19 protein-coding genes and 1 pseudogene are annotated in these 26,220 nt (G+C 35.7%); 18 read left to right on the top strand and 2 right to left on the bottom strand.

Annotated features, from left to right (window positions below; genetic code table 11):
- Window positions 1-312 precede the first annotated feature (312 nt).
- The 8 genes from C5Q98_RS05730 (at window position 313) to C5Q98_RS05695 (ending at window position 9,240) form a co-directional block, all read left to right on the top strand.
- A complete protein-coding gene (locus tag C5Q98_RS05730; RefSeq protein WP_106012692.1) occupies window positions 313-1,839 on the top strand; it encodes an ABC transporter substrate-binding protein in 1,527 nt (508 codons plus the stop codon).
- A gap of 126 nt (window positions 1,840-1,965) precedes the next feature.
- Window positions 1,966-3,294, top strand: coding sequence for a sialidase family protein (locus C5Q98_RS05725; RefSeq protein ID WP_106012691.1), 1,329 nt, complete (start codon window positions 1,966-1,968; stop codon window positions 3,292-3,294).
- 61 nt (window positions 3,295-3,355) lie between these two features.
- On the top strand, window positions 3,356-4,486 hold the full coding sequence (locus C5Q98_RS05720) for a cysteine desulfurase family protein (RefSeq protein WP_106012690.1): 1,131 nt from the start codon (window positions 3,356-3,358) through the stop codon (window positions 4,484-4,486).
- Window positions 4,487-4,556: 70 nt separating this feature from the next.
- Window positions 4,557-5,669 carry a tRNA 2-thiouridine(34) synthase MnmA gene (gene mnmA / locus C5Q98_RS05715; RefSeq protein ID WP_106012689.1) on the top strand — a complete coding sequence of 371 codons (1,113 nt, stop codon included), beginning with the start codon at window positions 4,557-4,559 and terminating at the stop codon, window positions 5,667-5,669.
- Between the two features lie 164 nt (window positions 5,670-5,833).
- Window positions 5,834-6,751 (top strand): aldo/keto reductase, encoded by a 918-nt coding sequence (locus tag C5Q98_RS05710; protein ID WP_106012688.1) that lies wholly within the window; start codon window positions 5,834-5,836, stop codon window positions 6,749-6,751.
- Window positions 6,752-6,857: 106 nt separating this feature from the next.
- Entirely contained in the window at window positions 6,858-7,247 is a 390-nt protein-coding gene (gene mscL / locus C5Q98_RS05705; RefSeq protein WP_106012687.1) for a large conductance mechanosensitive channel protein MscL, read from the top strand.
- 14 nt (window positions 7,248-7,261) lie between these two features.
- On the top strand, window positions 7,262-7,492 hold the full coding sequence (locus C5Q98_RS05700) for a hypothetical protein (RefSeq protein WP_106012686.1): 231 nt from the start codon (window positions 7,262-7,264) through the stop codon (window positions 7,490-7,492).
- A 65-nt stretch (window positions 7,493-7,557) separates the two neighbouring features.
- Window positions 7,558-9,240, top strand: a complete 1,683-nt coding sequence (locus C5Q98_RS05695) for a DUF4091 domain-containing protein (RefSeq protein ID WP_106012685.1) — start codon at window positions 7,558-7,560, stop codon at window positions 9,238-9,240.
- 320 nt (window positions 9,241-9,560) lie between these two features.
- Here C5Q98_RS05695 and C5Q98_RS05690 read toward each other — a convergent pair.
- Window positions 9,561-10,981 (bottom strand): IS3 family transposase gene (locus tag C5Q98_RS05690; RefSeq protein WP_106011845.1). Its coding sequence is split into 2 segments (ribosomal slippage): window positions 9,561-10,414 and window positions 10,414-10,981, totalling 1,422 coding nucleotides; the frame shifts between segments, so codons are not numbered across the junction.
- A 142-nt stretch (window positions 10,982-11,123) separates the two neighbouring features.
- Here C5Q98_RS05690 and C5Q98_RS05685 point away from each other — a divergent pair.
- From C5Q98_RS05685 to C5Q98_RS05650, 8 genes are all read left to right on the top strand, one after another.
- Window positions 11,124-12,362: an ABC transporter substrate-binding protein gene (locus C5Q98_RS05685; RefSeq protein WP_205728420.1), complete on the top strand. Its 1,239-nt coding sequence runs from the start codon at window positions 11,124-11,126 to the stop codon at window positions 12,360-12,362.
- 76 nt (window positions 12,363-12,438) lie between these two features.
- Window positions 12,439-13,410, top strand: coding sequence for a carbohydrate ABC transporter permease (locus tag C5Q98_RS05680; RefSeq protein WP_341457355.1), 972 nt, complete (start codon window positions 12,439-12,441; stop codon window positions 13,408-13,410).
- Window positions 13,410-14,237, top strand: coding sequence for a carbohydrate ABC transporter permease (locus C5Q98_RS05675; RefSeq protein ID WP_106012684.1), 828 nt, complete (start codon window positions 13,410-13,412; stop codon window positions 14,235-14,237). The genes C5Q98_RS05680 and C5Q98_RS05675 overlap by 1 nt, the downstream gene beginning before the upstream one ends.
- Before the next feature lie 87 nt (window positions 14,238-14,324).
- Complete coding sequence (locus C5Q98_RS05670; protein WP_106012683.1) at window positions 14,325-16,658, top strand: glycoside hydrolase family 65 protein; 2,334 nt, start codon at window positions 14,325-14,327, stop codon at window positions 16,656-16,658.
- A 94-nt stretch (window positions 16,659-16,752) separates the two neighbouring features.
- The gene (locus tag C5Q98_RS05665; RefSeq protein ID WP_106012682.1) at window positions 16,753-17,703 is read left to right on the top strand and encodes a DMT family transporter; all 951 of its coding nucleotides are present in this window, start codon (window positions 16,753-16,755) and stop codon (window positions 17,701-17,703) included.
- Between the two features lie 57 nt (window positions 17,704-17,760).
- Entirely contained in the window at window positions 17,761-18,684 is a 924-nt protein-coding gene (locus C5Q98_RS05660; RefSeq protein WP_106012681.1) for a helix-turn-helix transcriptional regulator, read from the top strand.
- The gene (pgmB, locus tag C5Q98_RS05655) at window positions 18,677-19,351 is read left to right on the top strand and encodes a beta-phosphoglucomutase (RefSeq protein ID WP_106012680.1); all 675 of its coding nucleotides are present in this window, start codon (window positions 18,677-18,679) and stop codon (window positions 19,349-19,351) included. The genes C5Q98_RS05660 and pgmB overlap by 8 nt, the downstream gene beginning before the upstream one ends.
- A gap of 24 nt (window positions 19,352-19,375) precedes the next feature.
- The gene (locus C5Q98_RS05650; RefSeq protein ID WP_106012679.1) at window positions 19,376-21,427 is read left to right on the top strand and encodes a beta-galactosidase; all 2,052 of its coding nucleotides are present in this window, start codon (window positions 19,376-19,378) and stop codon (window positions 21,425-21,427) included.
- Between the two features lie 107 nt (window positions 21,428-21,534).
- Here C5Q98_RS05650 and C5Q98_RS05645 read toward each other — a convergent pair.
- A pseudogene (locus C5Q98_RS05645) lies at window positions 21,535-22,878 on the bottom strand (IS3 family transposase).
- A gap of 176 nt (window positions 22,879-23,054) precedes the next feature.
- On the opposite strand from C5Q98_RS05645, the gene pulA reads away from it, so the two are divergent.
- Both pulA and C5Q98_RS05635 read left to right on the top strand, forming a co-directional pair.
- On the top strand, window positions 23,055-25,094 hold the full coding sequence (pulA, locus tag C5Q98_RS05640) for a type I pullulanase (protein ID WP_106012678.1): 2,040 nt from the start codon (window positions 23,055-23,057) through the stop codon (window positions 25,092-25,094).
- 114 nt (window positions 25,095-25,208) lie between these two features.
- Complete coding sequence (locus C5Q98_RS05635) at window positions 25,209-26,156, top strand: L-lactate dehydrogenase (protein WP_106012677.1); 948 nt, start codon at window positions 25,209-25,211, stop codon at window positions 26,154-26,156.
- Window positions 26,157-26,220 lie beyond the last annotated feature (64 nt).

The following is a 26,220-nucleotide window of genomic DNA, read 5'->3' as shown; positions in this document are numbered from 1 at the left end:
TTATAATTCTAAAATATTGATTTTTTATCTCATCCTGATATATTTTAATTGACATTTACGATTCTTCTTTTAGCTTAAAAATTTAGTATAGGACTAGATTGTTTGATTCAACTATTGTTTCATTTAATTATGGAACTTTATGATTTTTAAACTATCTACAAAAATATAAAAAGTTAAACAAAATAATAAAAAATAAAAAACGTAGAGATATTATTGGAAATGGCTTAACATGTAATTAGGATCACACTTATCCAACGCAAGTTCGTAGGTTAAAGGAATTATTTTTTTCAAAGGAAAGGAAGGGAAGAGATCATGAGGAATCTTAAGAAGATACTAAGTGCAAGTTTAGCTTTAGTTTTAGCAGTGTCATTAGTTGCTTGTAATAAGGCAGATGACAAGGGTAGTCAAGAGATAAACAAAAGTAATGATGAAGTTCAGGTAGATCCAGCTAAATTGGATTTTGAGGCTGAGAACTTACCTAACTACGATGGTAAAGGTGTAACTTTAAGTTACTATACAGTTGGTACTGCCCCTGAGGACCTAAAAAAGGTTCAAGATAAAATCAACGAATATCTCAAAGAAAAAATGAATATATCTGTAGAGATAACTTATATGAGTTGGAGCGACTATGGTTCAAATATGAACACTATTATTAATGGTGGAGAAAAGTACGACATAGCTTTTGGTTCTCCAATAACAGGTGTTAATAGATTTATCCATCATGGTTTATTTGCAGATGTCAGTAAACTTTTGCCTGCTACGCCTAATCTAGAAGCATTAATTCCAAAGGATGTCTGGCAAGGTGTAACTCTTGGTAATGGTGCTATATTTGGTGTCCCAGCTTATAAAGATTCATCAGCAACACAATATTGGGTTTGGGATGAAGAGATGGTCAACAAATATAATATAGATTACAAAAACATTATTTCTCTAGATGATATGACTCCAGTACTAGAGTTGCTTAAGAAAGAGAATCCTCAAATGTACCCAATGTATTTGAATAAAAGTGGAATTAATTCCCTTAACTTCGAATATGAGCCTTTAGCAGGCGGAATCGGTGTTCTCTTTGGCACCACTAAAGCAGTAAATATCTATGCAGAAGAGCAAGTTCAGAATAAATTTAGAACTTTAGCTAAATGGCATGAGTTAGGTTATATCAACCCTGATGCTGGTACTCTGGATGAAGTTCCTAAAGGAGATAATAATATTTTCTCAGCTCAAGGATTCCCAGGGGCAGAAGTAGGTTGGGGTAAATATAGTCATGGAGCGCCAGTAGTAACCAATCCTCGTTTAGGGCCTATGTATACATCAGGTACTATTCAAGGGTCATATATGGTTATAAGTGCAGGTAGTTCAAATCAAGAAGCTGCTATTAAATTGCTCGAAAGGATAAACGTAGATAAATATCTCAGAAACTTATTCAATTACGGTATAGAAGGCGTTCACTTTGAAAAAGTTGAAGGCAAAGAAAATACAGTTGTAAGAACAGAAGATGGAGCTAAGAAATATAATGTTCCTAGCTATTCTCAAGGGCAATTTATGAACTTATACGTAGAGGATCCAAACCCAGAAGATCAATGGCTAAAAGTTGCTGAGCAAAATACAAAAGCAGAAACTTCACCAATTCTAGGTTTCGTCTTTAACCCTGATAGTGTTGAAACAGAAATTGCAGGTTTAGAAAATGTTACTGAGAAATATTTCAGTGCTCTAAATACTGGTTCAACAAACCCAGATCAAGCTTTAGAAGATATGCTTAAAGAAATGGAAGCTGTGGGAGTTGAAAAAGTAATAGAAGAAGCCCAGAAACAAATTGATGAATTCTTGGCTGCGAAAAAATAATCACACTTAGATTAAATATGCTTTGTTAAAATGAAATAAAGGCTTTGTAGTAATACAAAGCCTTTAAATTACAAGAACAGAATTATATAGGAAATTACAAAAATACTAGAAGGTTAGGTAATTGAAATGAGTATTGAGGAAGTAGAGAATCTTTTTTATCCAGGATATGATGGTTCAGGATTCTATAGAATTCCGGCACTGGTGAAAACACTTAATGGTACAGTAATTGCAGGTGCAGACAAGCGTATAACGAACCAAGAAGATTGGGGTGACATTAATGCGGTAATTCGTCGTAGACCACAGGGAGCTACAGAGTTTGATGACAATATCACAATTATCGACTTGCCAGCTGGAGATGATAATGACTACGCATTCTTGATAGATATGAGCTTGCTTGTACAGAAGCAAGGTGCGCACAAAGGTAGAATCCACCTGCTTATTGACATGTTCCGTGAAGGTGGTAATTTCTGGTCAGCTAAGGATGGTTCAGGTTTTGTAAATATTGACGGGAAAATGTATCAGGCGCTTTATGATGAATTTGGTCATTGCTATACTATTAGAGAAAATGGTGTAGTGTATGATGCTTTTGGCAACCAGACCTTGTACAAAGTTAAATTAGAAGATGAGATGCCTTTTACAAATTTAGGGACACTAACTCATCAGGACAAAGTTTTGGGCAATGTTTTCTTGAAAAACTCACCGTTAAAAACTTATCAAACCTCTAATATTTGGTATACATATTCAGATGATGATGGCCTAAATTGGGAATTACCTCGTAATATAACTGGAGAGGTGAAAGCCGAGTGGATGAGATTCTTGGGTACTGGTCCAGGTGTAGGTCTTGAGTTGCAGAATGGTCGTTTAGTTTTCCCAGTGTATTTCACAGATACTTTGACCAACCATCAATCTACAGCAACTATCTATTCCGATGATGAAAGCAAGACTTGGCAAAGAGGTGCATCACCAAATGATACTAAGACTACTATTAGTGCAGTTGGAGATATTAAACAAGAAATTTCAGAAGCTCAATTAGTGCAGTTAAACAATGGAGCAACTTTAGTATTTATGCGTAATTATTCGGATAAAGTTAAGTATGCTATTTCTTACGACAATGCAGAAACATGGGAAGATGAATTGTTAGATTTGGACTTCGAGTGTGAAGCTTATTGTCAGTTGTCAGTATTGCACTTCGAGAGAGAAGGTAAAGAGTACATTCTAGTTTCAAATCCTCATGGCCCAGATCGTACTAATGGCTCTGTTAAACTATGTGTCGTTCACGATGAAAAAAATATTGAATGTATAAGTGAGAAATTTATCAATGATACTCGTTATCAATATTCTTGCTTGACCCAGCTAGATGAGGATAATTTTGCACTTCTTTATGAAGAAGATGATAAAGATGGTAAAGTTAACCTGAAATATGTAGAGTTCGACTGGGATTGGTTAATAAATTAAAGCGCTAAGTTAATTAAAATACTTAATATAACAAAGCACTTAATGAACTAGATAGGAAATTATGAATAAAACATATTTAGATTATGCAGCTACAACACCTTTGCGTAAAGAAGTTTTGGAGACAATGTCCGAAACTGCGCTTGAATTTTGGGGCAACCCGTCATCGCAATATGCAAGTGGGCGATCTGCACGAGCAGAGTTGGAGTCTGCAAGACGTAGAATAGCCGAATGTTTAGCAGTTAATCCAAAAGGTGTAACTTTTACATCTGGAGCCACAGAAGCTAATAATTTAATAATAAGATCAAATGCATATAGACTTAGAAATGAGGGTAAAGGTAATCATCTAATAACTGGTGACGCTGAGCATCCTTCAGTATATGAAGTTTTCAAAAGTTTAGAAAAAGAAGGTTTTGTGGTGTCGTATTTACCTTTGGACAAGTCTGGAACATATTTAGTTGAGGATCTTGTTGAAGCCTTGAATGATGAAACTACACTAGTCTCATTAATGACAGTAAATAACGAGACAGGAGTAATTATGCCTGTCCAAGAAATTGCAGCGTTGTTGAGAGAGAAGGAGATTTTCTTCCATACAGATTATGTACAAGCAGCCGGTAAAATAGACTTGAACGCAGGCGATATACAAGCAGATGCATTCAGCATAACAGCTCACAAAATCTACGGTCCAAAAGGAATTGGCTTAGCATATCAAGATCCAAGTATTAATTTACAAGCTCTGCAACTTGGTGGACATCAGGAGAATTCACATAGAGCTGGTACAGAGAGCCTAGCATTGGCGAGTGCTTTTGCCAAAGCCATAGAGCTAGCTCAAGCAGAAAGATTAGAAAATGAAGCTAAGTTAGAAGAGCTGTCTAATTATTTATTTTCGCAATTAAACTCAGCCAATGTTGAATATGAACTAAATGCTACAGCAAAAAAATACGTTGGAGTTCATAATATTCACTTCAAAGGGATAAAATCCAGTCAAGCTTTAATCAGATTAGACATGGCCGGCGTAGAAGTATCAGCTGGATCTGCCTGTGCTGCAGGCGCATTGGAGCCTAGTAGGGTACTGGTGTCTATGTTTGGTGCTGAGGATCCTAGAGTTGATGAGAGTTTACGTTTATCTCTTGGAATTTATAACAACAAGGAAGATATAGATAAATTTGTAGAAGTTATTGCTAGTTTAGCTTAAATATTGTTTGTTAAAATATGTAGTGAAAATTTTTGGAATGCTTCGTGAATAATAAAAAAGGAAAATATTTATGGAAGAAAAGAAAGCAAAAGTAGTAGTAGGAATGAGTGGTGGTGTTGATTCATCAGTAGCTATGGCCTTGTTAAGAGATCAAGGCTATGACGTTATTGGTATTTTCATGAAAAACTGGGACGATACGGACGAGAATGGCCACTGTACTGCGACTGAAGATTACAAAGATGTCGTTGATGTTTGTAATACATTGGGCGTGCCTTACTATTCGATTAATTTTGAAGAAGAATATAAAGATAGAGTATTCTCATACTTCCTAGATGAATATAAGTTGAATAGAACTCCAAATCCAGATGTAATGTGCAACAAAGAAATTAAATTCCGAGCTTTCCTAGATTATGCAATGGAGCTAGGAGCAGATTATGTTGCTACCGGACATTATGCCAGAGTAGATAGAAGTGATGGTCAAACTCATCTCTTGAGAGGCGTGGATAACAACAAGGATCAAAGTTACTTCCTGAATCAATTAAGCCAAGAGCAATTACAAAATATTATTTTCCCTATTGGTGAGCTGAATAAAAAAGAGGTTCGTGAACTAGCTCATAAATACAACTTGCCAACTGCAGATAAGAAAGATTCTACTGGAATTTGCTTCATCGGAGAGAGAGATTTTAATGAGTTTTTATCAAACTATTTACCAGCCAAACCAGGTAGAATGTTGACTATTGATGGCCAAGATAAAGGCGAACACGCAGGGCTAATGTATTACACCATTGGCCAAAGACATGGTTTGGGAATTGGCGGAGGCGGAGATTCTAACGAGCCTTGGTTTGTTGTGGGAAAAGATATTGAAACAAATACTCTATATGTCGGGCAAGGTTTCGATAATCCTTTGCTGTACTCAGACATGCTGGAGGCTTCAGACCTTAATTTCATAGTTCCACAAACAGAAAAGAACTTAGAGCTTACCTGCAAGATTCGTTATCGCCAAAAGGATATTCCATGTAGAGTAGAAGTCCTTGAGGATAATAAATGTAGAGTTTATTTCCCAGAATTAGCTCGTTCTGTAACTCCTGGTCAATCTATTGTCTTTTACTCAGGGGAGGAATGTCTAGGAGGTGCAACTATAGATGCTGCTTATATGAATAGTGAGAAGAGGCAGTATGTTTAGGGGTTTTGAGTGAACTTACTAAAATTAAAATATTTTAATCCTGTGCCTAAAACACAGGATTTTTTCTGTATTTTTTTCTGTATTTTTCTTAAATGATGCGTAAGAGTTGGAAGAGGCTCTAAATCTGTAGTAAATTATATATAGATAAACTCAAGGAGGTTCGTATGAGATATTTTAAAGCAGTAAATGAAACAATTCAGGTGCCAGAGATAGTACTTGGCGTAATGAGATTACCTGGAATTTCACAAGAAGATGCAAATGCACTGGTAAAAAGATCAATTGAACTAGGTGTAAATATGTTTGATACAGCAGATATTTATGCTGGTGGCGATAGTGATATTTTCTTAGGTAAAGCTTTAAAAGATGTAGATAGAGAAGATTATATTCTACAAACAAAAGCATCAATAAGACCTGGAAGATACGATGCATCAACTAAGCACATTCTAGAATCTGTTGACGGAAGCTTGCAAAGATTAGGTCTAGATTATATTGATATTCTCTTGTTACATAGACCAGATGCGTTGATAGAGCCAGAGCAAGTTGCGGAGGCTTTTGCCAAGTTGCATGATGAAGGAAAGGTTAAATACTTCGGTGTAAGTAACTACAATCCATACCAAATTGAGTTGTTAAATCGCTATTTACCTGATGAGTTGAAACCAAAATTCAATCAAATGCAATTCAGTGTAAGTCACTCAAATATGGTTGATGTAGGAATTAATGTTAATAGAGAAGTACCTGCAGCGATAGATTATTCTGCTGGAACTCTACAGTATTCTCAATTAAATGATATTCGTCTACAAGCGTGGTCGCCATTCCAAAGAAGTGACCTCAAGGGTACATTTATGAATGATCCTGAGTACGCAGAATTAAACAAAAAATTAGAAGAGATTGCAGATAAATATAACACTAACCCTAGTGCAGTAGCTGCAGCTTGGATATTGAGACATCCAGCTCATATTCAAGTGGTTTTAGGTACTACTAAGATTAAACGCCTAGAAGATACTGTTGAAGCTTGTAAATTTGAATTGACTCATGAAGAATGGTACGAGATTTACAGAGCTAGCGGTAAGATGATTCCTTAAAGCAAGATGATTCATTAAAGACATTTAATATGTATTATCTTATGTATTTTTCTAATAAATATGAGAGAATATAGATAAATTATTTGGAAAGGAAATAGGTAATCTTATGTGGAAAGAATTTAAAGAATTTATCGCAAAAGGTAATATTCTAGATCTAGCAGTAGGTATGGTAATGGGTGCTGCATTTACAGCAATTGTTAACTCATTAGTTAATGACATTATCTCACCATTTATTGGTCTATTGATTGGTCAAGCAGATTTCTCACAATTAGTAATTAAGATTGGTACTGCTGAAGTTATGTTAGGTAACTTTATCAACTCAGTAATCAGCTTCTTAATTATTGCACTTGTTTTATTCTTTGTTATTAAAGGACTAAACTCCTTACAAAAACTAAACAAGAAACAAGTAGAAGAAGAAGCTGCAGCTGAAGAAGCAGCTCCAAGTCAAGAAGAAGTATTGCTAGCAGAAATTAGAGATCTTTTGAAAAATAAATAATAAATAGGATAAATATGCAAAAACAAAATAAAACAGAAGTAAACTGGACTTTATGGATTGGATTATTAATTTTAGTCTTGACAGAATTAATAAATTCAAAGGTCTGGACGCTTCCAAAAGCTTTGTATATTATCTTAATCGCAAGCTCTATCATTGTCCTAATGGTAGGGCTTGCTTTTGATGTAAAGAAGTTTTTGGATCTAAGAAAAGAAAATAATAACAATAGAAGAATTAATTATAAATAAATATATAAATAAGTATATAAATATATTTAAGTATATATAAGTATATTTTTACTTTTGGAGGAGAAATGAGTTTTAAATTCAAATTAACCGATTCTCTGGTAAAAGTTTTCCCAGAGCAAGAACCAGATAACTTAAAAGAAAAGAAGATTAAACTACTGCAAGGGGAAGTCTTTAACTTCCAGCTAGCTTATACTTTTGAATATCAAAGTGGTCCACTATATTTACCAGATCTTACTTATGAACTCGTTTCAGATGAAGGTTTAGACATTAGTGTTGAGCGAGTTGAGCTAGTGCCTGTAACGTTGCCAGTATATTTAGATAGAGTAGATGATGACTATCTTTTTACTGATCCTAGATTAGCACCAGACTTGTTAGTACCAAAAGAAACTAATATCTTCAGGCCTTATGCTAATCAATGGCGCAGTCTCTGGTTCCATGTTGTAGTCCCAGAAGAGATGGCGGCAGGAAAATATAATATTAAGTTGAATATAAAATCATTGGATAAAGATGAGCTGATCTGGTCTGATGAATTAGAAATTGAAATATTGGATCAGCAATTGCCTGAGCAAGAATTGATTCATACACAATGGTTCCATGCAGATACTGTTGCAGATTATTATAATGTTGAAGTTTTCTCCGAAAGACATTGGGAGCTAATTGATATTCACATGGAAGCAGCAGCCAGAAATGGGGTCAACTTATTACTGACACCTATTTTTACTCCACCGTTAGATACACAGATTGGAGGAGAAAGAACAACCATTCAGTTGCTAGAGATTGAGAAGAATGGCAATGAGTATAACTTTAACTTTGATAAGTTAGATCGCTGGATTGATTTAGCATTGAGTCATGGTATTAAGTACTTCGAAATGGCTCACTTATTTACACAATGGGGAGCAGTGGCTTGTCCTAAGATAATTGTTAAAGTAGATGGCCAAGAGGAGAAGCTTTTTGGCTGGCATACCAAGGCAACTAGTACTGAATATAAAGAGTTCTTGCAACAACTTCTAACAGCTATGCGTGAATATCTTGAAGCTAGAGGCTTGTGGGAGAAAACTTACTGGCATGTTTCCGATGAACCAAATTTAAGTAATATAGATACTTATGCAGAAGCAAAGAAAATAGTAGAACCATATTTACCAGCTGAGAGAACTATGGATGCTCTAAGTAACTATGAGTTCTTCGAAAAAGGTTTAGTTCCTAGACCAATACCTACAAATGATGCTATTGAACCATTCTTGGAGAATAATGTTGAGAATTTATGGACTTACTATTGTTGTGCACAGGTTCTAGAAGTCAGTAATAGAATAATTTCCATGCCTTCTGCTAGAAACAGAATTATAGGTGCACAGCTATATCTATATGATATTGAAGGTTTCTTGCAATGGGGATTTAATTTCTATAACGCTCAATTCTCAAGACATTTGCTTAATCCATACGTTAACGGCGATGCCATGAATGGATTCGTAAGTGGAGATGCATACCTAGTTTATCCTGGAATCAAGGGAGAAGCATTGGACTCAATTAGAGGCAGAGTATTCTTCGAAGCTTTACAGGACATGAGACTCCTAAAAGCGCTAGAGTTTCTAACAAGCAAGGATGAGGCTAAAGAAGTAATCAAATCTGTATTAGGATCCAATGTTACTTTTAAAGAGTATCCAAAAGGTGAAGCAGGTAAAGCTAAGTTGCTAGAATTGAATAAAGTTATTAAAGAAAAGATCTCAAATTTAGTAACTGGTGAAGAGTAGAAGATAGCGATAAAAACCCTGAATTTGTAATAATAGACAATTAACGAACACCTCTATTGTGCATTATGCACATAGGGGCGTTTAAATTTTTCGTTAAAGTTTTAGATAAACACTTGATTTCACGGATATGGTAAAATAATAACGGAAAATCTAATTTTTAATGTTTGCACTATGTGCTAAATTTTACTTAAATGATTGGTTAAATTACACAAGTCAAAAAAGTAGAATAAATAAAAAGACTGTGAAAAGTAAATTTATGATGTGACCCCCAAAAGTTAGACTTTTTTAGCGTAGCAGTTTATATGACTGCTACGCTATTTTTATGCAGCCAAGAGTCTAAGCCTGTATTGCACTGGACTTAGCCATCCTAATTTTTCTTTAATCCTTTGTTCATTATAATACTTTATATATCGTTCTATTTCTGACTTTAGCTCATCATAGCTATAGTAAGTAACACCATAATAGATTTCTTGCTTAAGTAGTCCAAAGAAGTTCTCCATAACAGCGTTATCACGACAGTTGCCCTTACGAGACATACTTTGGAAGATTCTTTCTTCTTTTAGACGATGAGAGTATGCTTTCATTTGGTAAGCCCAGCCTTGATCCGAATGGAAAGTCCTTCTATATTTGCAATCTGATGTTATTGCAATAGCCTGTTCCAATGCACCCATGACATTTTTAGCAGAAGGATTCTTGTCAATTGCATAGCTTATTATTTCACCATTACACATATCCATAAATGGATCCAGATAGAGCTTATGCATTGTCATGTGACCCTTAGCATTAATCTCATAATACTTAAACTCTGTAGTATCTGTTGTAATCTTCTGATGTGGAATATATGTATTAAATCGTCTCCTTATGCGATTAGGAGCAACCGTTCCGACTTTACCTTTGTACGAACTGTACTTTCGGCTCTTTCGAGTGAAGGAGGTAACCTGCAAAACAAGTTTTTGCATTATACGTTGTACTTTCTTTTTGTTCACACAGTAGCCTTGGTTTCTTAATTCTCCAACCACTCGACGATAACCATAATTCTTGTGAGTCTCTCTGATTTCAATAATCTTATCCTCGATTTCTTTATCAGGGTTCTCTCTATAGAATCTTTTCTGCCAGTACATATATGTTGCTTTAGGCATGCTTGTATAAGAGAGAAGGTCTTTTAGTTTGAATTCTCCTCGGAGACTGTTGATGACGAGTGCCGTTCTCTCATTTTTGCCTCGTCCTCTAAACGCAGTCTCCTCAGTTCTTTTAAAAAGGCATTCTCAATTTTTAGTTTAAGCAATTCATCTTCTAGTTCTTTAACATATTCTGCACTTGTATCAACTATTTTTTCTTCTAATTGTTTAGCTTTACTATCTATCTTAGGTTTATCCAATTTTCTCTTTCGACCTTTCTTACGAGGTTTCAAAGCATCAGGACCAGCAACACGAAAGCGGTTAACCCAGTTACAAATCATACTTGGATTGTTTATACCTTCTCGGATCGCCAAGTCTTGGTATGAAATCTCACTTGATAGATATAACTCTACAACATAAAGCTTCTTTTCGAAAGAATATTTTGCTTTTTTACGAGAACGCATTAATCCTTCATCGCCAAACGCCTTATATGCATTGATCCATTTGCGTATTTGAGAATTAGAGCCAAATCCATATTTTTTAGAAAGATAATCCAGTCCACCTTTACCATCCAAATATTCTAAAACAACTTTCTTCTTGAATTCAAAACTATGTTTTGCCATAAAAATACCGACCTCCCAATCGTTAGATTTTGGTCTAACTTTTGGGGGTCGGTACATTAACCTTGGACCCTTATAAATTGGAGAAGGAACCCAATTATAGGTTGTAGTATTGCACAAATTTCATTAATTATGGGAGGTATGTATGAAATTTATCAAAAAAGCAGGAGCAATTGCTTTAACAATAGCTACAGCATTTTCTTTAGTAGCTTGTAACAACTCAGGCGGTTCTAATAACGGCAAAGTTAAAATCCGTTTTGCAACTTGGGATAACGCTCAAGACCTGACCGATCAACAAGAGAGAGTAGATAGATTCAACAAAGAGAATGACAAAATCGAAGTAAGCTTGGAAGCTTATGGTGATAACTACGATACAAAAGTAACAGCAGCTATGGGTGGTAAAGATGCTCCAGATGTAATGTATATGTGGAACTATCCAAAATATAGCAAAGCTTTGTTATCTCTAAACGACTTCATTGAAAAAGAAGGTAAAGAGTACAAAGATAACTTCTACGAAACATTATGGAACTATAACAAGATCGGTGACGATGTATATGGTATCCCAGTAGGATTTACAACTCACGTTATGTACTATAACAAAGACCTATTTGAAAAAGCTGGAGTAGAAATGCCAACAGGTGACTGGACTTGGGATGATGCAAAAGCAGCAGCAGAGAAAATCTCAGCATTGGATGATAGCACATTCGGTTTAGCAGTTCCTATTAAACCAGATCCATACGACTATGAGATGTTTGCTTGGTCAAACGGCGGAGCTTTCTCAGATGAGAACGGTAATATGAAGGATGTAATTAACTCTGAGGCTACAGCTAAGCCATTTGCATTCTTCCAAGAAATGATCATGGATGGTACTGCGGTAGCAACCAACGACTACGGGGAGGATAACTTCAAACTTGGCAAGATTGGTATGTACATGAACGGTGCTTGGTCAGTAGACGCATTGAATGCATCAGGTATTAACTACGGTATAGCTCTATTACCTAACTTCGGAGATCAAAAATCACAAAGTATCGTAAGTAGTTCAGGTTTAGGTATATCTAAAGATTCTAAGAACGCAGAAGCAGCTTGGGAATTTATTAAATATTGGACAAGCGAAGAATTGAACAAAGAAAGAATTGGCTTCGAGTTGCCGGTCTTGAAATCAGTTGTAGAATCTGAAGGTCTAGAGAAATCTGAAGCAACAGTAAAATTCTATGAAATGCTAGAGCGCTCAGCAGAACACATGCCAGCTTCATTTATAGCAACAGATCAATGGTCAAACGTATCTGATGATATTCAATTAGCTCTAGAGCAAATTTTGAACAAAAATTCAGCAGTTGATGCGAAAACAGCTTTCGACGAAGTAGCAGCTAAAGCAGAACGTTAAGTTAAGAAGAATAGAAGAACAAAGTTTGCCCGATTTATATCGGGCAAATCTTATTAAAATAAATTAGGAGTTTATTATGTCAAAAAGAAAGGATACCAACAAAAATAGACCATATAGTAGATCAGCTCCATATATGTCAAAAAGAAAGGACGCCAAAAAGAATAGACTATACAGTAGATCCACACCATATCTGTTCTTATTACCATGGTTTATTGGCTTGATATTATTTACTGCTGGTCCATTGCTCATGTCCTTAATAATGAGCTTTTTCAACTGGCCAGTAATAGGCTCACCTGAATTTGTGGGATTAAACAACTATGTAACAATGTTTACTCAAGATCCACAATTCTGGTCATCACTCAAAATTACAATGTTATTTACAGTAATTTTCGTACCATTGAAGCTTGTATTAGCACTAGTATTAGCTTTAATTATTAGTAAAAACATTAAGGGTGCAACTGCATTTAGAGTAGCATTCTACTTACCAACTGTTATCTCAAGTGTTGCAGTGTCAATCATATTTGACTGGATGTTAAACTCTGAATTCGGTATTATCAACTACCTACTTTCATTAATTGGAATAAAAGGTCCAGACTGGCTAAATAATCCAAGCTCAGCATTTGCGGCTTTGATTATGGCATCTATCTGGAGTGTTGGTTCATTAATGTTAGTTTTCTATACAGCGTTGAAAGGTGTTCCTATAGATGTTTATGAGGCAGCTACTATTGATGGAGCTAGTGAGATGAGGCAATTCTTTAGTATCACTTTGCCATTGATTACACCAACAATCCTATTTAATACAGTTACATCAATTATTACAACTTTACAAAGTTTAGATTTAGTCATGTTATTAACCAAAGGTGGTCCATTGAGATCAACTCATATGTACGGACTATTTGTTTATAACAACGCCTTTGATAAGCATAAGTTAGGCTATGCAGCTGCTAACGCCTGGGTCATGTTTATTATTATCATGATTTTAACAGCATTAGTCTTTAAATCTTCAGATTTCTGGGTTTATACCAAAAAAAAGGGAGGTAAAAAATAATGAAAACATCTAAAACTACAAAAGTAATTTTCTTTATTATTGCTGCTATAGTATCCATAACTTTTATCTTCCCATTTGTATGGATGATGCTGACTGCAGTTAAACCAGAACCAGAAGTAATGACCTTCCCACCAAAGATTTTACCTAGTGAATGGAAGTGGCATAACTTCGTAGATGCTTGGAATTCACAAGCGTTTGGATTATATACATTCAACTCATTATTGATAAGCTTCTTCAATATTCTAGGTCAAGTAATATCAGGTTCATTAGCAGCATATGCTTTTGCAAAGTTTGATTTTAAAGGAAAGACATTCTTCTTTATGCTCCTATTAGGAACCATGATGTTGCCTTGGGACGTTACAGTCATCCCTCAATACATGCAATTTAATATGCTAGGCTGGATTGACACATTAAAACCACTTATTGTTCCAGCTTTATTCGGATCAGCTTATTACATTTACCTAATGAGACAATATGTTGAACAAGTATCAAACGATTTCTCAGAAGCAGCCAAGATTGATGGTGCTAATGAGTGGCAAATTTATAGTGAAATTTATATGCCAATGATGAAACCTGTAATAGCACTCGTTGCAGTTCAAACATTCGTTACTTGTTGGAACGACTACCTTGGACCATTGGTATTCTTAAATAGTAGAAGCAAATATACTTTAGCCTTGGGACTAGCTAGTTTCAAAGGTGTACATGAAACTGCAATTGTTCCAACAATGTGTATAGCAGTAGTAATGTGTGCAGTACCTATTGCAATTTACCTATTAGGTCAAGCACAAATGGTAGAAGGTATCACAGCTGGTGGTGTTAAAGGTTAGTATGCTTATTAACTAGCATTTACAACAAGTAGCGCATACAAAACAGATAGTAAGTAAGAAATTCAAAGCGATTAGAAGGAGATAATAATGGCGAATATCTATAAGAATAGATTTAGTGAAGAAGTACGTAAATACTTGTCTGATGATGAGTGGTTGCACGTAGAAGAGAACTACGACAGATTAGCAAACTACGAAAATGAGAGTATTTTTGCTTTGACCTCTGGAAAGATGAGTTCTAGAGGAGCTCATGAAGAGGGATTTTCATTGAAATCTCTACCTGCACATTATGTACATGGAGTATTTGATAGATCTGAAGCTTACCAAAGAGAACTGGTTAATACACCAGACTGGGCAAAGCTTAAAATGTATGTTTCCTTAGAACCAATAGCTTTGGAAACAGGACAAGGAATCTCAGACTATATTAGAGTTCTTGATTTAAAGAATGGTTTAGTCGCAAAACACTATATACATGAATCTAGAGAAGGACGTAAAACTCAAGTAGAAATTGTTAAATATATGAGCCGTGAACACCAAACAGTTGGTGGATTCAGGTACTACATTACACCTTTAAACTACGAGGAAGTAATTGAGTTTGAAAATATTATTGATGCAACAGTAACAAACTTCCTAGATTATCCACGTTTTAGAGTTAAACACTTAACAGTTAGAGATGTGTTCTCACTAGGTGGCGATGGTGTAGGTGTATTGACAGAAACTAGAGATTTCCTCCAGGCAGTATGTACTACTGCAGCTGTCAGAATGAGTGACCTAAATGGTGAAGAGATCTCAACAAATAGAGAATTCAAACCATTTGGAGAAGTAGCATGTGAGTTCTTCGATGCTAAGCCAAAAGAAGGTCAAACAATTGTTATAGATAAGTTTGCAGCAGTAGCAGCAGAGAAAGATGGATTCGATGTTAGAAAAGTCAGTGAGCATGATTTAAGAATTGCTATAGAAGAAGGCTTCGAACATCACCTAGAGAAGAACAGAGAAATCTATGCTGAGATGTGGAAACGTGCAGACATCAAGGTTTCTGGCGATGAGAAGATGCAAAAAGGTTTGCGCTTTAATATTTTCCACTTGATGGGAACTCCAAACCCACGTGATAACATGACAAACTTAGGACCTAAATTAATGCATGGTGAAGAGTACGGTGGTCATGCTTTCTGGGATACAGAATTGTTTATGCTACCTTTCTTCAGCTTGGTTTTCCCAGAGATTGCAAAGAATTTAGTTGAATATAGATACAATATGCTACCAGGCGCTAAACGTAATGCTAAGAAACGTGGTGGTTTAGGTGCTAGATATCCATGGCAATCTGCAGATACAGGTGATGAAGAATGTCCTGAGTGGACAATCCTTTACGATGGTTCTGTTGAGCCTTGTACAGTTGCTGATGAGGAAGTTCACGTAACAGCTGACGTTATCTATGGTGGAATGCAGTACTATCTCTACACAGGAGATGACGAGTATTTCTACAATAATTTAATTGAAATGTTGATTGAAACTTCTAGATTCTGGTTGTCCAGATTAGAGTGGAATGCTGCACAAGAAAGATTCGAGATCACAGGTATTACTGGTCCAGATGAGTGGCACGAAAATGTTTCTAACAATACTTTCACAAACTATATGACACGTTGGTCATTGCAATATGCAGCTCAAGAATTGCAGAAAGTTCAAGTCGATAGACCAGAGATCTATGCTAGAGTTGCGAAGAAAGTTGACTTCGATCCAGCAGAGATTGACAAATGGTTGGAAACTGCAGAGTTAATCTATGTTCCTGAAGCAGCTGAAGATGGCTTGATTGAACAGTTTGAAGGTTACTTCGATTTACACGATAAAGAAATTTACGAATACAATGACAACAACATGCCTCTCTGGCCAGAGGAGCTAAAGCAGTATCCTCGTGAAGAGACAACTATCTTGAAACAAGCAGACATAGTTATGTTGATGTTCTTGTTTAGAGATGTTTTCCCAATGGAAGTTCAGAGAAGAAACTTCGAGTATTACGAGAAGAGAACTATGCATGGTTCTTCACTAAGTCCAAGTATTTATTGCTTAATGGGTGTTCATACAGGTAATGATAAATTAGCTTATGAGTACTTAGAAAGAACAACTTATATAGACTTAGAAAATAAAAATAATAATACTCGTGAAGGTTTGCACGCAGCAGCAATGGGTGGTACCTGGCAAGCTGTAGTATTCGGTTATGGTGGTTTGACAGTATTCAAGAATGGTGAAATTCACTTCGACCCTAACCTACCAAAAGAATGGTCAGGGTTAGAGTTTAGATTTGTATATAGAGGAGCTCTATTGACTGTCAATCTAACTCACGATGATATTAAGGTTACTTCAGATAAAGATGAGAAATTAAATTACTACTATAACGGTGAATTAAAAGAAGTTGAAATCGCAGGCTAGTTAGAATGCAATTCTGGTTTAGAAATTAATCTAGCAATTAAATATAAGCAAAAATTATTCCTAAGCATAGTTAAAATTAGAAGGGATTTAGGAAATGGGTAAATATCTCAAACACAAAAGTTTTGGAACAATAGCTTTGCTGACTGTTGCAATCATTTGGGGTTCAGGCTTCATAGCTACTGAATTTCTGATTGCTGCCAATTGGAGTACCAGTCAGATGATGGCTACCAGATTCACCCTTGCCAGCTTAATTATGCTAGCAGTAATTGGACGAAAAATTAAAGAGAGTAGTAAAAAAGAAATTATTAGCGGCAGCATTGCGGGCTTAATCTTATTTGCTGCCTTCTACTCTCAAACTTTTGGTCAAAGTGCTGGTGCTTCCGTTTCATTTGCAGCTTTTTTCACAGCGACTAATGTAGTTATGGTGCCTTTTATAAGCTGGGCGATCAATGGTGATAAACCTAGTATTAAGACTATTTTAATAGCAATATTAGCATTGGCGGGTGTAGCTGTTTTGAGTATAGAGGGAGGTAGCTTCAGTCTAGGTCTTGGAGATTTGATAATATTGCTAGGCTCATTTTTCTTTGCCCTACATATTTCATTTTTAGAAAAAGCTGGTGGAGATACTGATGCTCTTAGAGTTAATTTTTATCAAATCACTACTGCAGCAGTTTTATCTATTATAGTAATGCTGTTTGATATGCAGACATTGCCAGGCTTTGATTTCAAGAAGGGGATTTGGGCAGCGATATATTTAGGAGCCTTCTCAACTTGCTTATGTTACATGTTACAAACAAAAGCTCAACAATATGTTTCAGCGAGTTATGCTGGGGTTATTTTAGCATTAGAAGGTTTCTTTGGAAGTATGTTCTCAGTCATTCTAGGCTTAGAGAAACTGACAACGACTCTAGTTATAGGTGGTGTAATGATTATTCTGGCTACAGTACTAATGAGTTTCAAATCTGAACCAGGAGATGAATTGGATAATGATGAATCTGAGGAGATAGAGCCACTTATACCAGAACAAACAGAAAACGATAATTAATGTAAAAAGCAGGTGAAAAAACAGATCTAAAATACAAGGAGGAGCAGAAGCAATTTAATGTTGGATAAAATCTTTAGTTTAAGTCCATATATAAGACTTGCTGGTATGCAAGGAAGTGACGATTGGCCACATAGAGATAGATTAATTTATGATCATCAGATTCTTTATGTTATCCAGGGATCTGGCTACATAGTTTTGGATGGCGTCCAACATAATATAAGTGCTGGCACCATGGTTATTATTAGACCGAATCAGCCGCATAGGTATATACGAGACAAGGCAAATCCTTGCGAAAGTTTCTGGATTCACTTGGATTGGGAAAATAGACCAGATTATGATTGGCCAAGTGCTATTTATGAGAATAAGAGTAGTTATTGGCGATTGTACGATGGAGTACTACACTATCCTGAGCATATAAGACCAGATATAGATCTTGGTGAAAGGTATGAATTACCAGATATTATAAGGGTACAGGATAAAGAGTATTTCAGAGAGCAATTTCAGAAAATATATGAAGCATATTTGACATTAGATGATACTTGGCATTTAAGAGCAAATGCAGCTTTTTATAATATTTTGTATGCATTATACAATGACAAAGTCCAGGATCAGCCTGTGGCAGTCGATAAATATAGCTACCAAGTAAGTAAAATGATTGATTTTATAAAAAACAATTATCAAAGAGAAATTAACGTCATTGAGATAGCAGAGCAAGGCATTTATAGTGCAGATTATGCAAGTAAAATTTTTAAAGAGCAGACTCACAAAAGTGTTTCTGACTATTTATTTGACTATAGGTTAGAAAAGGCAAAACAATTATTTTTTAACTTGGAACTTTCTATTGCAGATATTGCATATATGTGTGGATTTAATAGTGATACATATTTCTCTTCTGCAGTTAAGAAAAAAACCGGTTACAGCCCGACTGAATTAAGGAAAATTGTTTTGAAGAATGTTAATCAAGGAGGACATTATGATTAAAGGATTATTATTCGATTTAGATGGTGTACTAGTAGATACAGCCAAGTATCACTATGTTGCTTGGAAAGATATAGCAGAGGAATTAGGAATCGACTTTACCAAAAAGGACAATGAACGTCTTAAAGGTGTAAGTAGGATGGATAGCTTTAACATTATTCTTGAAATTGGTGGTAAGGAAATGAGTGAAGAAGAGAAAATCCATTATACTACCAAGAAAAATGATGTTTATCTTTCTTACATTAATAAATTAGAAAAAGAAGAACTTTTCCCAGAAGTAGAAGAATTCTTGATTGATGCGAGAGACAAGGGCTATAAAATTGCATTAGGTAGTGCAAGTAAAAACAGCAGTATCATTCTAGAAAGATTAGGAATTACTAAATACTTTGATGCAATTGTTGATGGAAACTCAGTAAGCAAAACTAAGCCAGATCCTGAAGTGTTTATAAAAGGTGCGGAGGCTTTAGGACTTGCTAATGAAGAATGTGTAGTTTTTGAAGATGCTTTTTCAGGAATTGAAGCTGCTCATAATGCAGGCATGCTAGCAATTGGAGTTGGGACTGAAGAAAACTTACCAGAAGCAGATATTTTGATTGATGATTTTATTGGAGTATGTATAACGGAGTTGTTAAAACGTTTAGAAGACAAAACTTCTAAGAAATTAGTTTAATTAAATTATAGAGAGGTGATTGTAATGGCGAAAGAGAATTTAAAGCTACTTTGGCAGAGCGGTTTTTTGCATGGTGGAGATTATAATCCTGACCAATGGCGTTGGCGTCCTGGAACATTGGATGAAGACATTGAGATGATGAAAGCTGCTCATGTAAACGTAGTTTCAATGGGGATGTTCTCCTGGTCAGCAATTGAGCCACAAGAAGGGGTATATGACTTCTCATGGCTAGATGAAGCAATTGATAAGTTATATGATAATGGGATTTTAGTGTTCTTATCGACACCGAGTGGAGCAAGACCAGCATGGTTGGCAAAGAAGTATCCAGAGGTTCTAAGAACTGATAAATTCCAGGTTAAGCAAGTCTTCGGTGAAAGACATAATCACTGTTTCACTTCACCAATTTATAGAGCTAAAGTTAAAGAAATTAACCAGAAGTTAGCTGAACGTTACAAGGATCATCCAGGTGTAGTGCTCTGGCATATTAGTAATGAATATGAAGGTGAATGCCATTGTAATCTATGTCAAGAAGCTTTCAGAGAATGGTTGAAGAATAAATACAAGGATCTTGATGCACTAAATCGTGCTTGGTGGACAGGTTTCTGGGGACATACATTTACTGAATGGGATGAAATTCACTCCCCAACCCCTATAGGTGACTGGTCTTTAGATGGATTGAACTTAGATTGGAGAAGATTCGTTACAGATCAGACAGTTGATTTCTATCGCATGGAAGTTGAGGCTGTTAGAGAGATTACTCCAGATAGACCTGTGACAACTAACTTCCACGATTTCCCAAATCCATCTGAAGGACTAAATTACTGGAAGTTTGCTCCATACCTAGATATCGTATCTTGGGATAACTATCCATACTGGCACAATGAGACTAATAGCGATGCGGTTGAAGGTGCGAGAAGAGACTTTATCCATGATATTAATAGAAGTCTTTTAGGGAAACCATTCTTACTATTAGAGAGTTGCCCTGGTGCCACTAACTGGCAAGAGGTTTCACGTTTGCCTAAGCCTGGTGTAATTGCCCTTCAAAGTATGCAAGCTGTAGCTCACGGTGCAGACTCAGTTCAATATTTCCAAATTAGAAAGAGCTTAGGAGCTTCAGAGAAATTCCATGGCGCCTTGATTGATCACTATCCAAGCAAGGATGTAAGAGTTTTCAAAGAGATTCAAGGTCTTGGAGAAGATTTAAGCAAGCTAGAGGAGCTAATAGGTGCAAATGTTGATGCAAAAGTAGCTATCATCTATGATTGGGAAAATAGATGGGCAATAGATAATATTCAAGGCTTAAATGAAAATCGTAAAGAATATTTCAAGATGTGTATTAACCATTACTTCCCACTCTGGAGCAAGGGAATAGGTGTTGATGCAATTGATATGGAGCAAGACCTAGATAAATATGATGTCTTAATTGCACCATTGTTATACATGGTTTCAGAAGACTTAGCTGAGAGGATTAAGGAATTTGTTGCACGTGGTGGTACTTTCATCACTGGTCCTTTCACAGGTGTAGTAGATGAAGATCAACTAGCATACATGAACGGTAGGCCTGGACCTTTACGTGAGATTGCAGGTATTTGGGCAGAAGAGACAGACTCTCTCTATGATTCACAATTCAATAAGATTGTTAAAGCTGGAGAAGGCAAAACCTATAAGGCTAAATGGTTCTGTGATCTCCTACACTTAGAGGGAGCGGAAGCACTTTATGAGTATGGAGAAGATTTCTACGCTGGAAGTCCTGCAGTAACAGTTAATTCTTATGGTGAGGGTAAAGTTTACTACTTTGCTACAGTAATGGAACAAGCTTTCTATGATGACTTCTACAAAGAGTTTATTAACGAAAATATGGAATCTTTAGCAATAGAACTTCCTGATGGGGTCGGTGCTAGTGTTAGAGAAAATTCTGAGTATAAGTTTATCTTCATTGCAAACCATAATAATGGCGAAGTTGAGTTTAATCTCGCTGAAGACGCATACGATGTTTTAGCAGAACAAGAGCTAGATAAGAGTGCAGCTGTGGAAATGCCAGCATACTCATACAAAGTTTATAGAGTGAAAAAATAATATTAATAACTTATATTAAAAGTAAAAAACTGGGTCTTCTGATGTGGTGTGACCCCCAAAAGTTAGACTTTTTTAGCGTAGCAGCCATATAAACTGCTACGCTATTTTTATGCAGCCAAGAGTCTAAGTCTGTATTGTACTGGACTTAGCCATCCTAGTTTTTCTTTAATTCTTTGTTCATTATAATACTTTATGTATCGTTCTATTTCTGACTTTAACTCATCATAGCTATAGTAAGTAGCACCATAATAGATTTCTTGTTTTAACAAACCAAAGAAATTCTCCATAACAGCGTTATCGTGACAGTTGCCTTTACGAGACATGCTTTGGAAGATTCTTTCTTCCTTTAGACGATGAGAGTATGCTTTCATTTGGTAAGCCCACCCTTGATCCGAATGGTTTCTTGTCAATTCCATAGCTTATAATTTCACTATTACACATATCCATAAATGGATCCAGATAAAGCTTACGCATTGTCATTTGACCTTTTGCATTAATCTCATAATACTTAAATTCTGTAGTATCTGTTGTAATCTTCTGATGTGGTATACATGTATTAAATCGTCTCCTTATGCGATTAGGAGCAACCGTTCCAACTTTACCTTTATATGAACTGTATTTCCGGCTTTTTCGAGTGAAAGAAGTGACTTGCAAAACAAGTTTTTGCATTATACGTTGTACTTTCTTTTTGTTTACATAGTATCCTTGATTTCTTAATTCTCCAGTCACTCGACGATAACCATAATCCTTGTGATTATCTCTGATTTCAAGAATCTTTTCCTCGATTTCTTTGTCAGGATTTTCTCTATCTAATCTTTTCTGCCAGTACATATATGTTGCTTTAGGCATGCCTGTATAAGAGAGAAGGTCTTTTAGTTTGAATTCTCCTCGGAGACTGTTGATGACGAGTGCCGTTCTCTCATTTTTGCCTCGTCCTCTAAACGCAGTCTCCTCAGTTCTTTTAAAAAGGCATTCTCGATTCTTAACTTAAGCAGTTCATCTTCTAATTCTTTAACATGTTCTGCACTTGTATCAACTATTCTTTCTTCCGCTTCTTGAGCTTTATTATCTATCTTAGGTTTATCCAATTTTCTTTTTCGACCTTTCTTGCGTGGTTTCAAAGCATCAGGACCGGCAGCACGAAAGCGACTGACCCAGTTACAAATCATACTTGGATTGCTTATACCTTCTTGAATTGCCAAGTCTTGATATGAAATCTCACTTGATAGATATAACTCTACAATAGAAAGCTTCATTTCGAAAGAATATTTTTCTTTTTTACGAGAACGCATTAATCCTTCGTCACCAAACATTTTATATGCATTAATCCAACTGCGTAACTGTGTCTTAGAGCCAAGTCCATATTTTTTAGAAAGATAATCCAGTCCACCTTTACCATCCAAATATTCTAAAACAACTTTCTTCTTGAATTCAAAACTATATTTTGCCATAAAAACACCGACCTCCCAATCGTTAGATTTTGGTCTAACTTTTGGGGGTCGGTACAATGAGGCCCAGTTTTATTTTGTAAATAATATTAAATAAATGGATAAAAGCCGGATTTGTTAGATGCAAGTTTATTATTTTCTGATAGAATAAAAGCGAATTTAAGTAATGACGGGTGCATATGAGAAAAGAAAAGAAAAAAGAATTTTATAATAAGAATGATTTAGGTTGTATTTATAGTGAAGAGAAGAGCAGTTTTAAAGTTTTTGCTCCAACTGCTATAAATGTTGAACTTGCATTGTATAGGGATGCAGGTCAATATGATGACTTAGGCTTATTAGTTAGCCATGAGGATTATATTGAGAAACTTCCAATGAAGTTAGGAGAGTTTGGTGTTTGGGAAATTGCAGTAGAAAAAGATCTCAAAGGACAATTTTATATGTTCCGTGTAGAGTTACCTGAAGGAGATATAAATTATGCAGTTGATCCTTATGCCAAAGCGCTTTCGGCAAATGGTCATAGAGGTGCAATAATTGATCTTGCAGAAACTAATCCGGAAAACTGGGATCCTCGTATAAGAGCACAGCTTGATAGTCCAACAGATGCAATAATTTATGAGATACATATCAGAGACTTTTCAATAAGTCCAGATTCTGGAATGAAGAACAAGGGTAAGTATCTAGCTTTGACCGAGAGAGGTACCAAGACTCCAGGAGGAAACAGTACTGGTCTTGACCATTTAGTGGAGCTAGGTGTAACTCATGTTCAGCTTTTGCCTATTTATGATTATGTAACTGTTAACGAATTGCATTATGATCCTGAAGATTATAACTGGGGCTATGATCCACAGAACTATAATGCTCCAGAAGGTTCATACTCTACTGATTCGACGAATCCTATTACAAGAATAAAAGAATTAAAAACTGCGATACAAGCAATTCATGATGCAGGAATGCGAGTGATCATGGATGTTGTTTATAACCATACTTTCTCTATTGATGAAGGACCTTTTGAGAAAATTGCTCCAGGATATTATTATCGCAAAACTGACGAAGGTGTTTACACTAACGGTTCTGGTTGTGGTAATGAGATTGCGAGTGAAGCTCCAATGGTTCGTAAATTTATCCTAGATTCAATCCTGTATTGGATTGAAGAATTTGGAATTGATGGTTTCCGTTTTGACCTTATGGGATTAATTGATAGAGAGACTATGAAGAAAATTGTTAGAAAAGTTCATACAGAGATTGATTCAAGTATACTTTTCTTAGGTGAACCTTGGACAGGTAATGTCTCAGCTTTGCCAATAGATCAACAAGTGCTAAAAGGTACTCAAACTAACAATGGTTTCTCAGTATTTAATGATAATCTACGTAATGCTATCAAAGGTGGCAGTGATGATGCTAGCCAAGGTTTTGCTACGGGAGCAGATGGTGAAGAGGTTAATATTATCCGTGGAGTCGAAGGATCTTATAGAGATTTCACAGCCAAGCCTAGTGAATCTATTAACTACGTAATAGCTCATGACAACTTGAATATGTGGGACAAAATTCTAAAGACACAAGAGTTGGATGAAGAAGCTGGTTTCCTACAGATCTTGGATGGACAATTATTCGGAGAAACTTTGGATAAATATGGTGATGTAGAGACTGCAGTTTTGGCAGCTGATCCATATGCTAGTGTAGACTTTGATAATGTCCTAGAAGATGAATGTGTAAGAAGAAGTCTCTTGGCCAATGGTATTGTTATGACAAGCCAAGGTATACCTTTTATCTATGGTGGTGACGAATTCTTGAGAACTAAGTACGGTGATCATAATACTTATAAGAGCCCTGATTATGTCAATATGATTAGGTGGGAAAATAAAGATAAATTCTTAGAGGTCAGTGAATATTACCAAGGCTTAATTAAGTTAAGAAAAGAGCATCCTGCGTTCAGAATGAATGATGTTGAACTGATTAAAAAACACTTGGTGTTTTTGCAAGTAGAGGATAAATTTATAGTATTTAAGTTGCGTTTACATGCTAACCAAGACGAATGGAAAGACATTGTGGTTGCATATAACGCTAATGAAAAAGCTCATAAATTAGATCTACCAGAGGCAGAAAGCTGGAATGTAGTCGTTAATGACAAGAAAGCTGGTACTGAGATTATAGAGACTATAAAAGATTCTCATGTAAGCGTTCCAAAACTTTCTATGATGGTACTTTATTCTATGGGGTAAGCTAGAGGTATAAAAAGCCTGTATTAGCAGAGATTTAATGAAAAATTCTATTGACAAATTAAATTAAGAGAATTATTTTTATTTTTGGGAAAAATAGTAAAAGGAGAAACGCTTATGAACTTACAAAAAGTAGTTGTAATTGGTGCAGGTAACGTCGGTTCTGCAACAGCATTTAGACTTATGAACTCAGGTCTTTTTAACAAGATCGCAATTATTGATGCAAATCAAGAAAAAGCTGAAGGTGAAGCTTTAGATATAGCTCATGGTTCAGTTTTAGCAACAAAACCAGTTAAGGTTTATGCAGGATCTTACGAAAAAGATGTTAAGGAAGCAGGCTTCGTAGTAATCACTGCTGGTGCAGCACAAAAACCGGGAGAAACAAGATTAGATCTAGTTAAGAAGAATACAAATATCTTCAAGTCAATTGTTCCTGCAATTATGGAAACAGGATTCTCAGGATACATAGTAGTTGTTGCTAACCCTGTAGATATCTTGACCTATGTAACATATAAATTATCCGGATTACCAAAAGAAAGAATTATTGGTTCAGGTACAGTTCTAGATTCTTCTAGATTTATTTACTTGCTATCACAAGAATTAAAAGTTAATGCAGCTTCAATTAGTGCTGATATTCTTGGTGAACATGGTGATAGCTCATTCCCAGCTTGGAGTAGAGTTACAGTTCACGGTACCCCAGTTGATGAATTCGCAAAAGCAAGAGGTATCGATCTTACAGATGAATTGAAAGAGAATATTTACCAACAAGTTAGAGACTCAGCTTATGAGATTATCAACAAGAAAGGTACAACTAACTATGGTATAGCTATGACAACAACAAGAATTGTCGAAGCTTTATACACAAACTCAAATAAGGTTATGCCTGTTTCTAGTGTTATGGATGGTGAGTATGGCCTAGAAGGTTTGGCGATTAGTATGCCAGCTTTGATTTCTCGTGAAGGTGTTGTATCTCTAGAGCTTAGTTATACAGCAGAAGAATTATCTAAATTGCGTGCTTCAGCTGAGACAATGAAGACTGTTTTAGATGAATTAGATTTAGATTAATTTAGATTTCTAGTTTAATTGAAATTATGATAAAAGCCTCCTTGTTAAAGGAGGCTTTTTGCAT

This window comes from Fastidiosipila sanguinis (genome assembly GCF_002998295.1).
Classification (GTDB): domain Bacteria; phylum Bacillota; class Clostridia; order Saccharofermentanales; family Fastidiosipilaceae; genus Fastidiosipila; species Fastidiosipila sanguinis.
The sequence above is the reverse complement of the archived record's forward strand: the minus strand, read 5'-3'. Positions and strand labels throughout refer to the sequence as shown.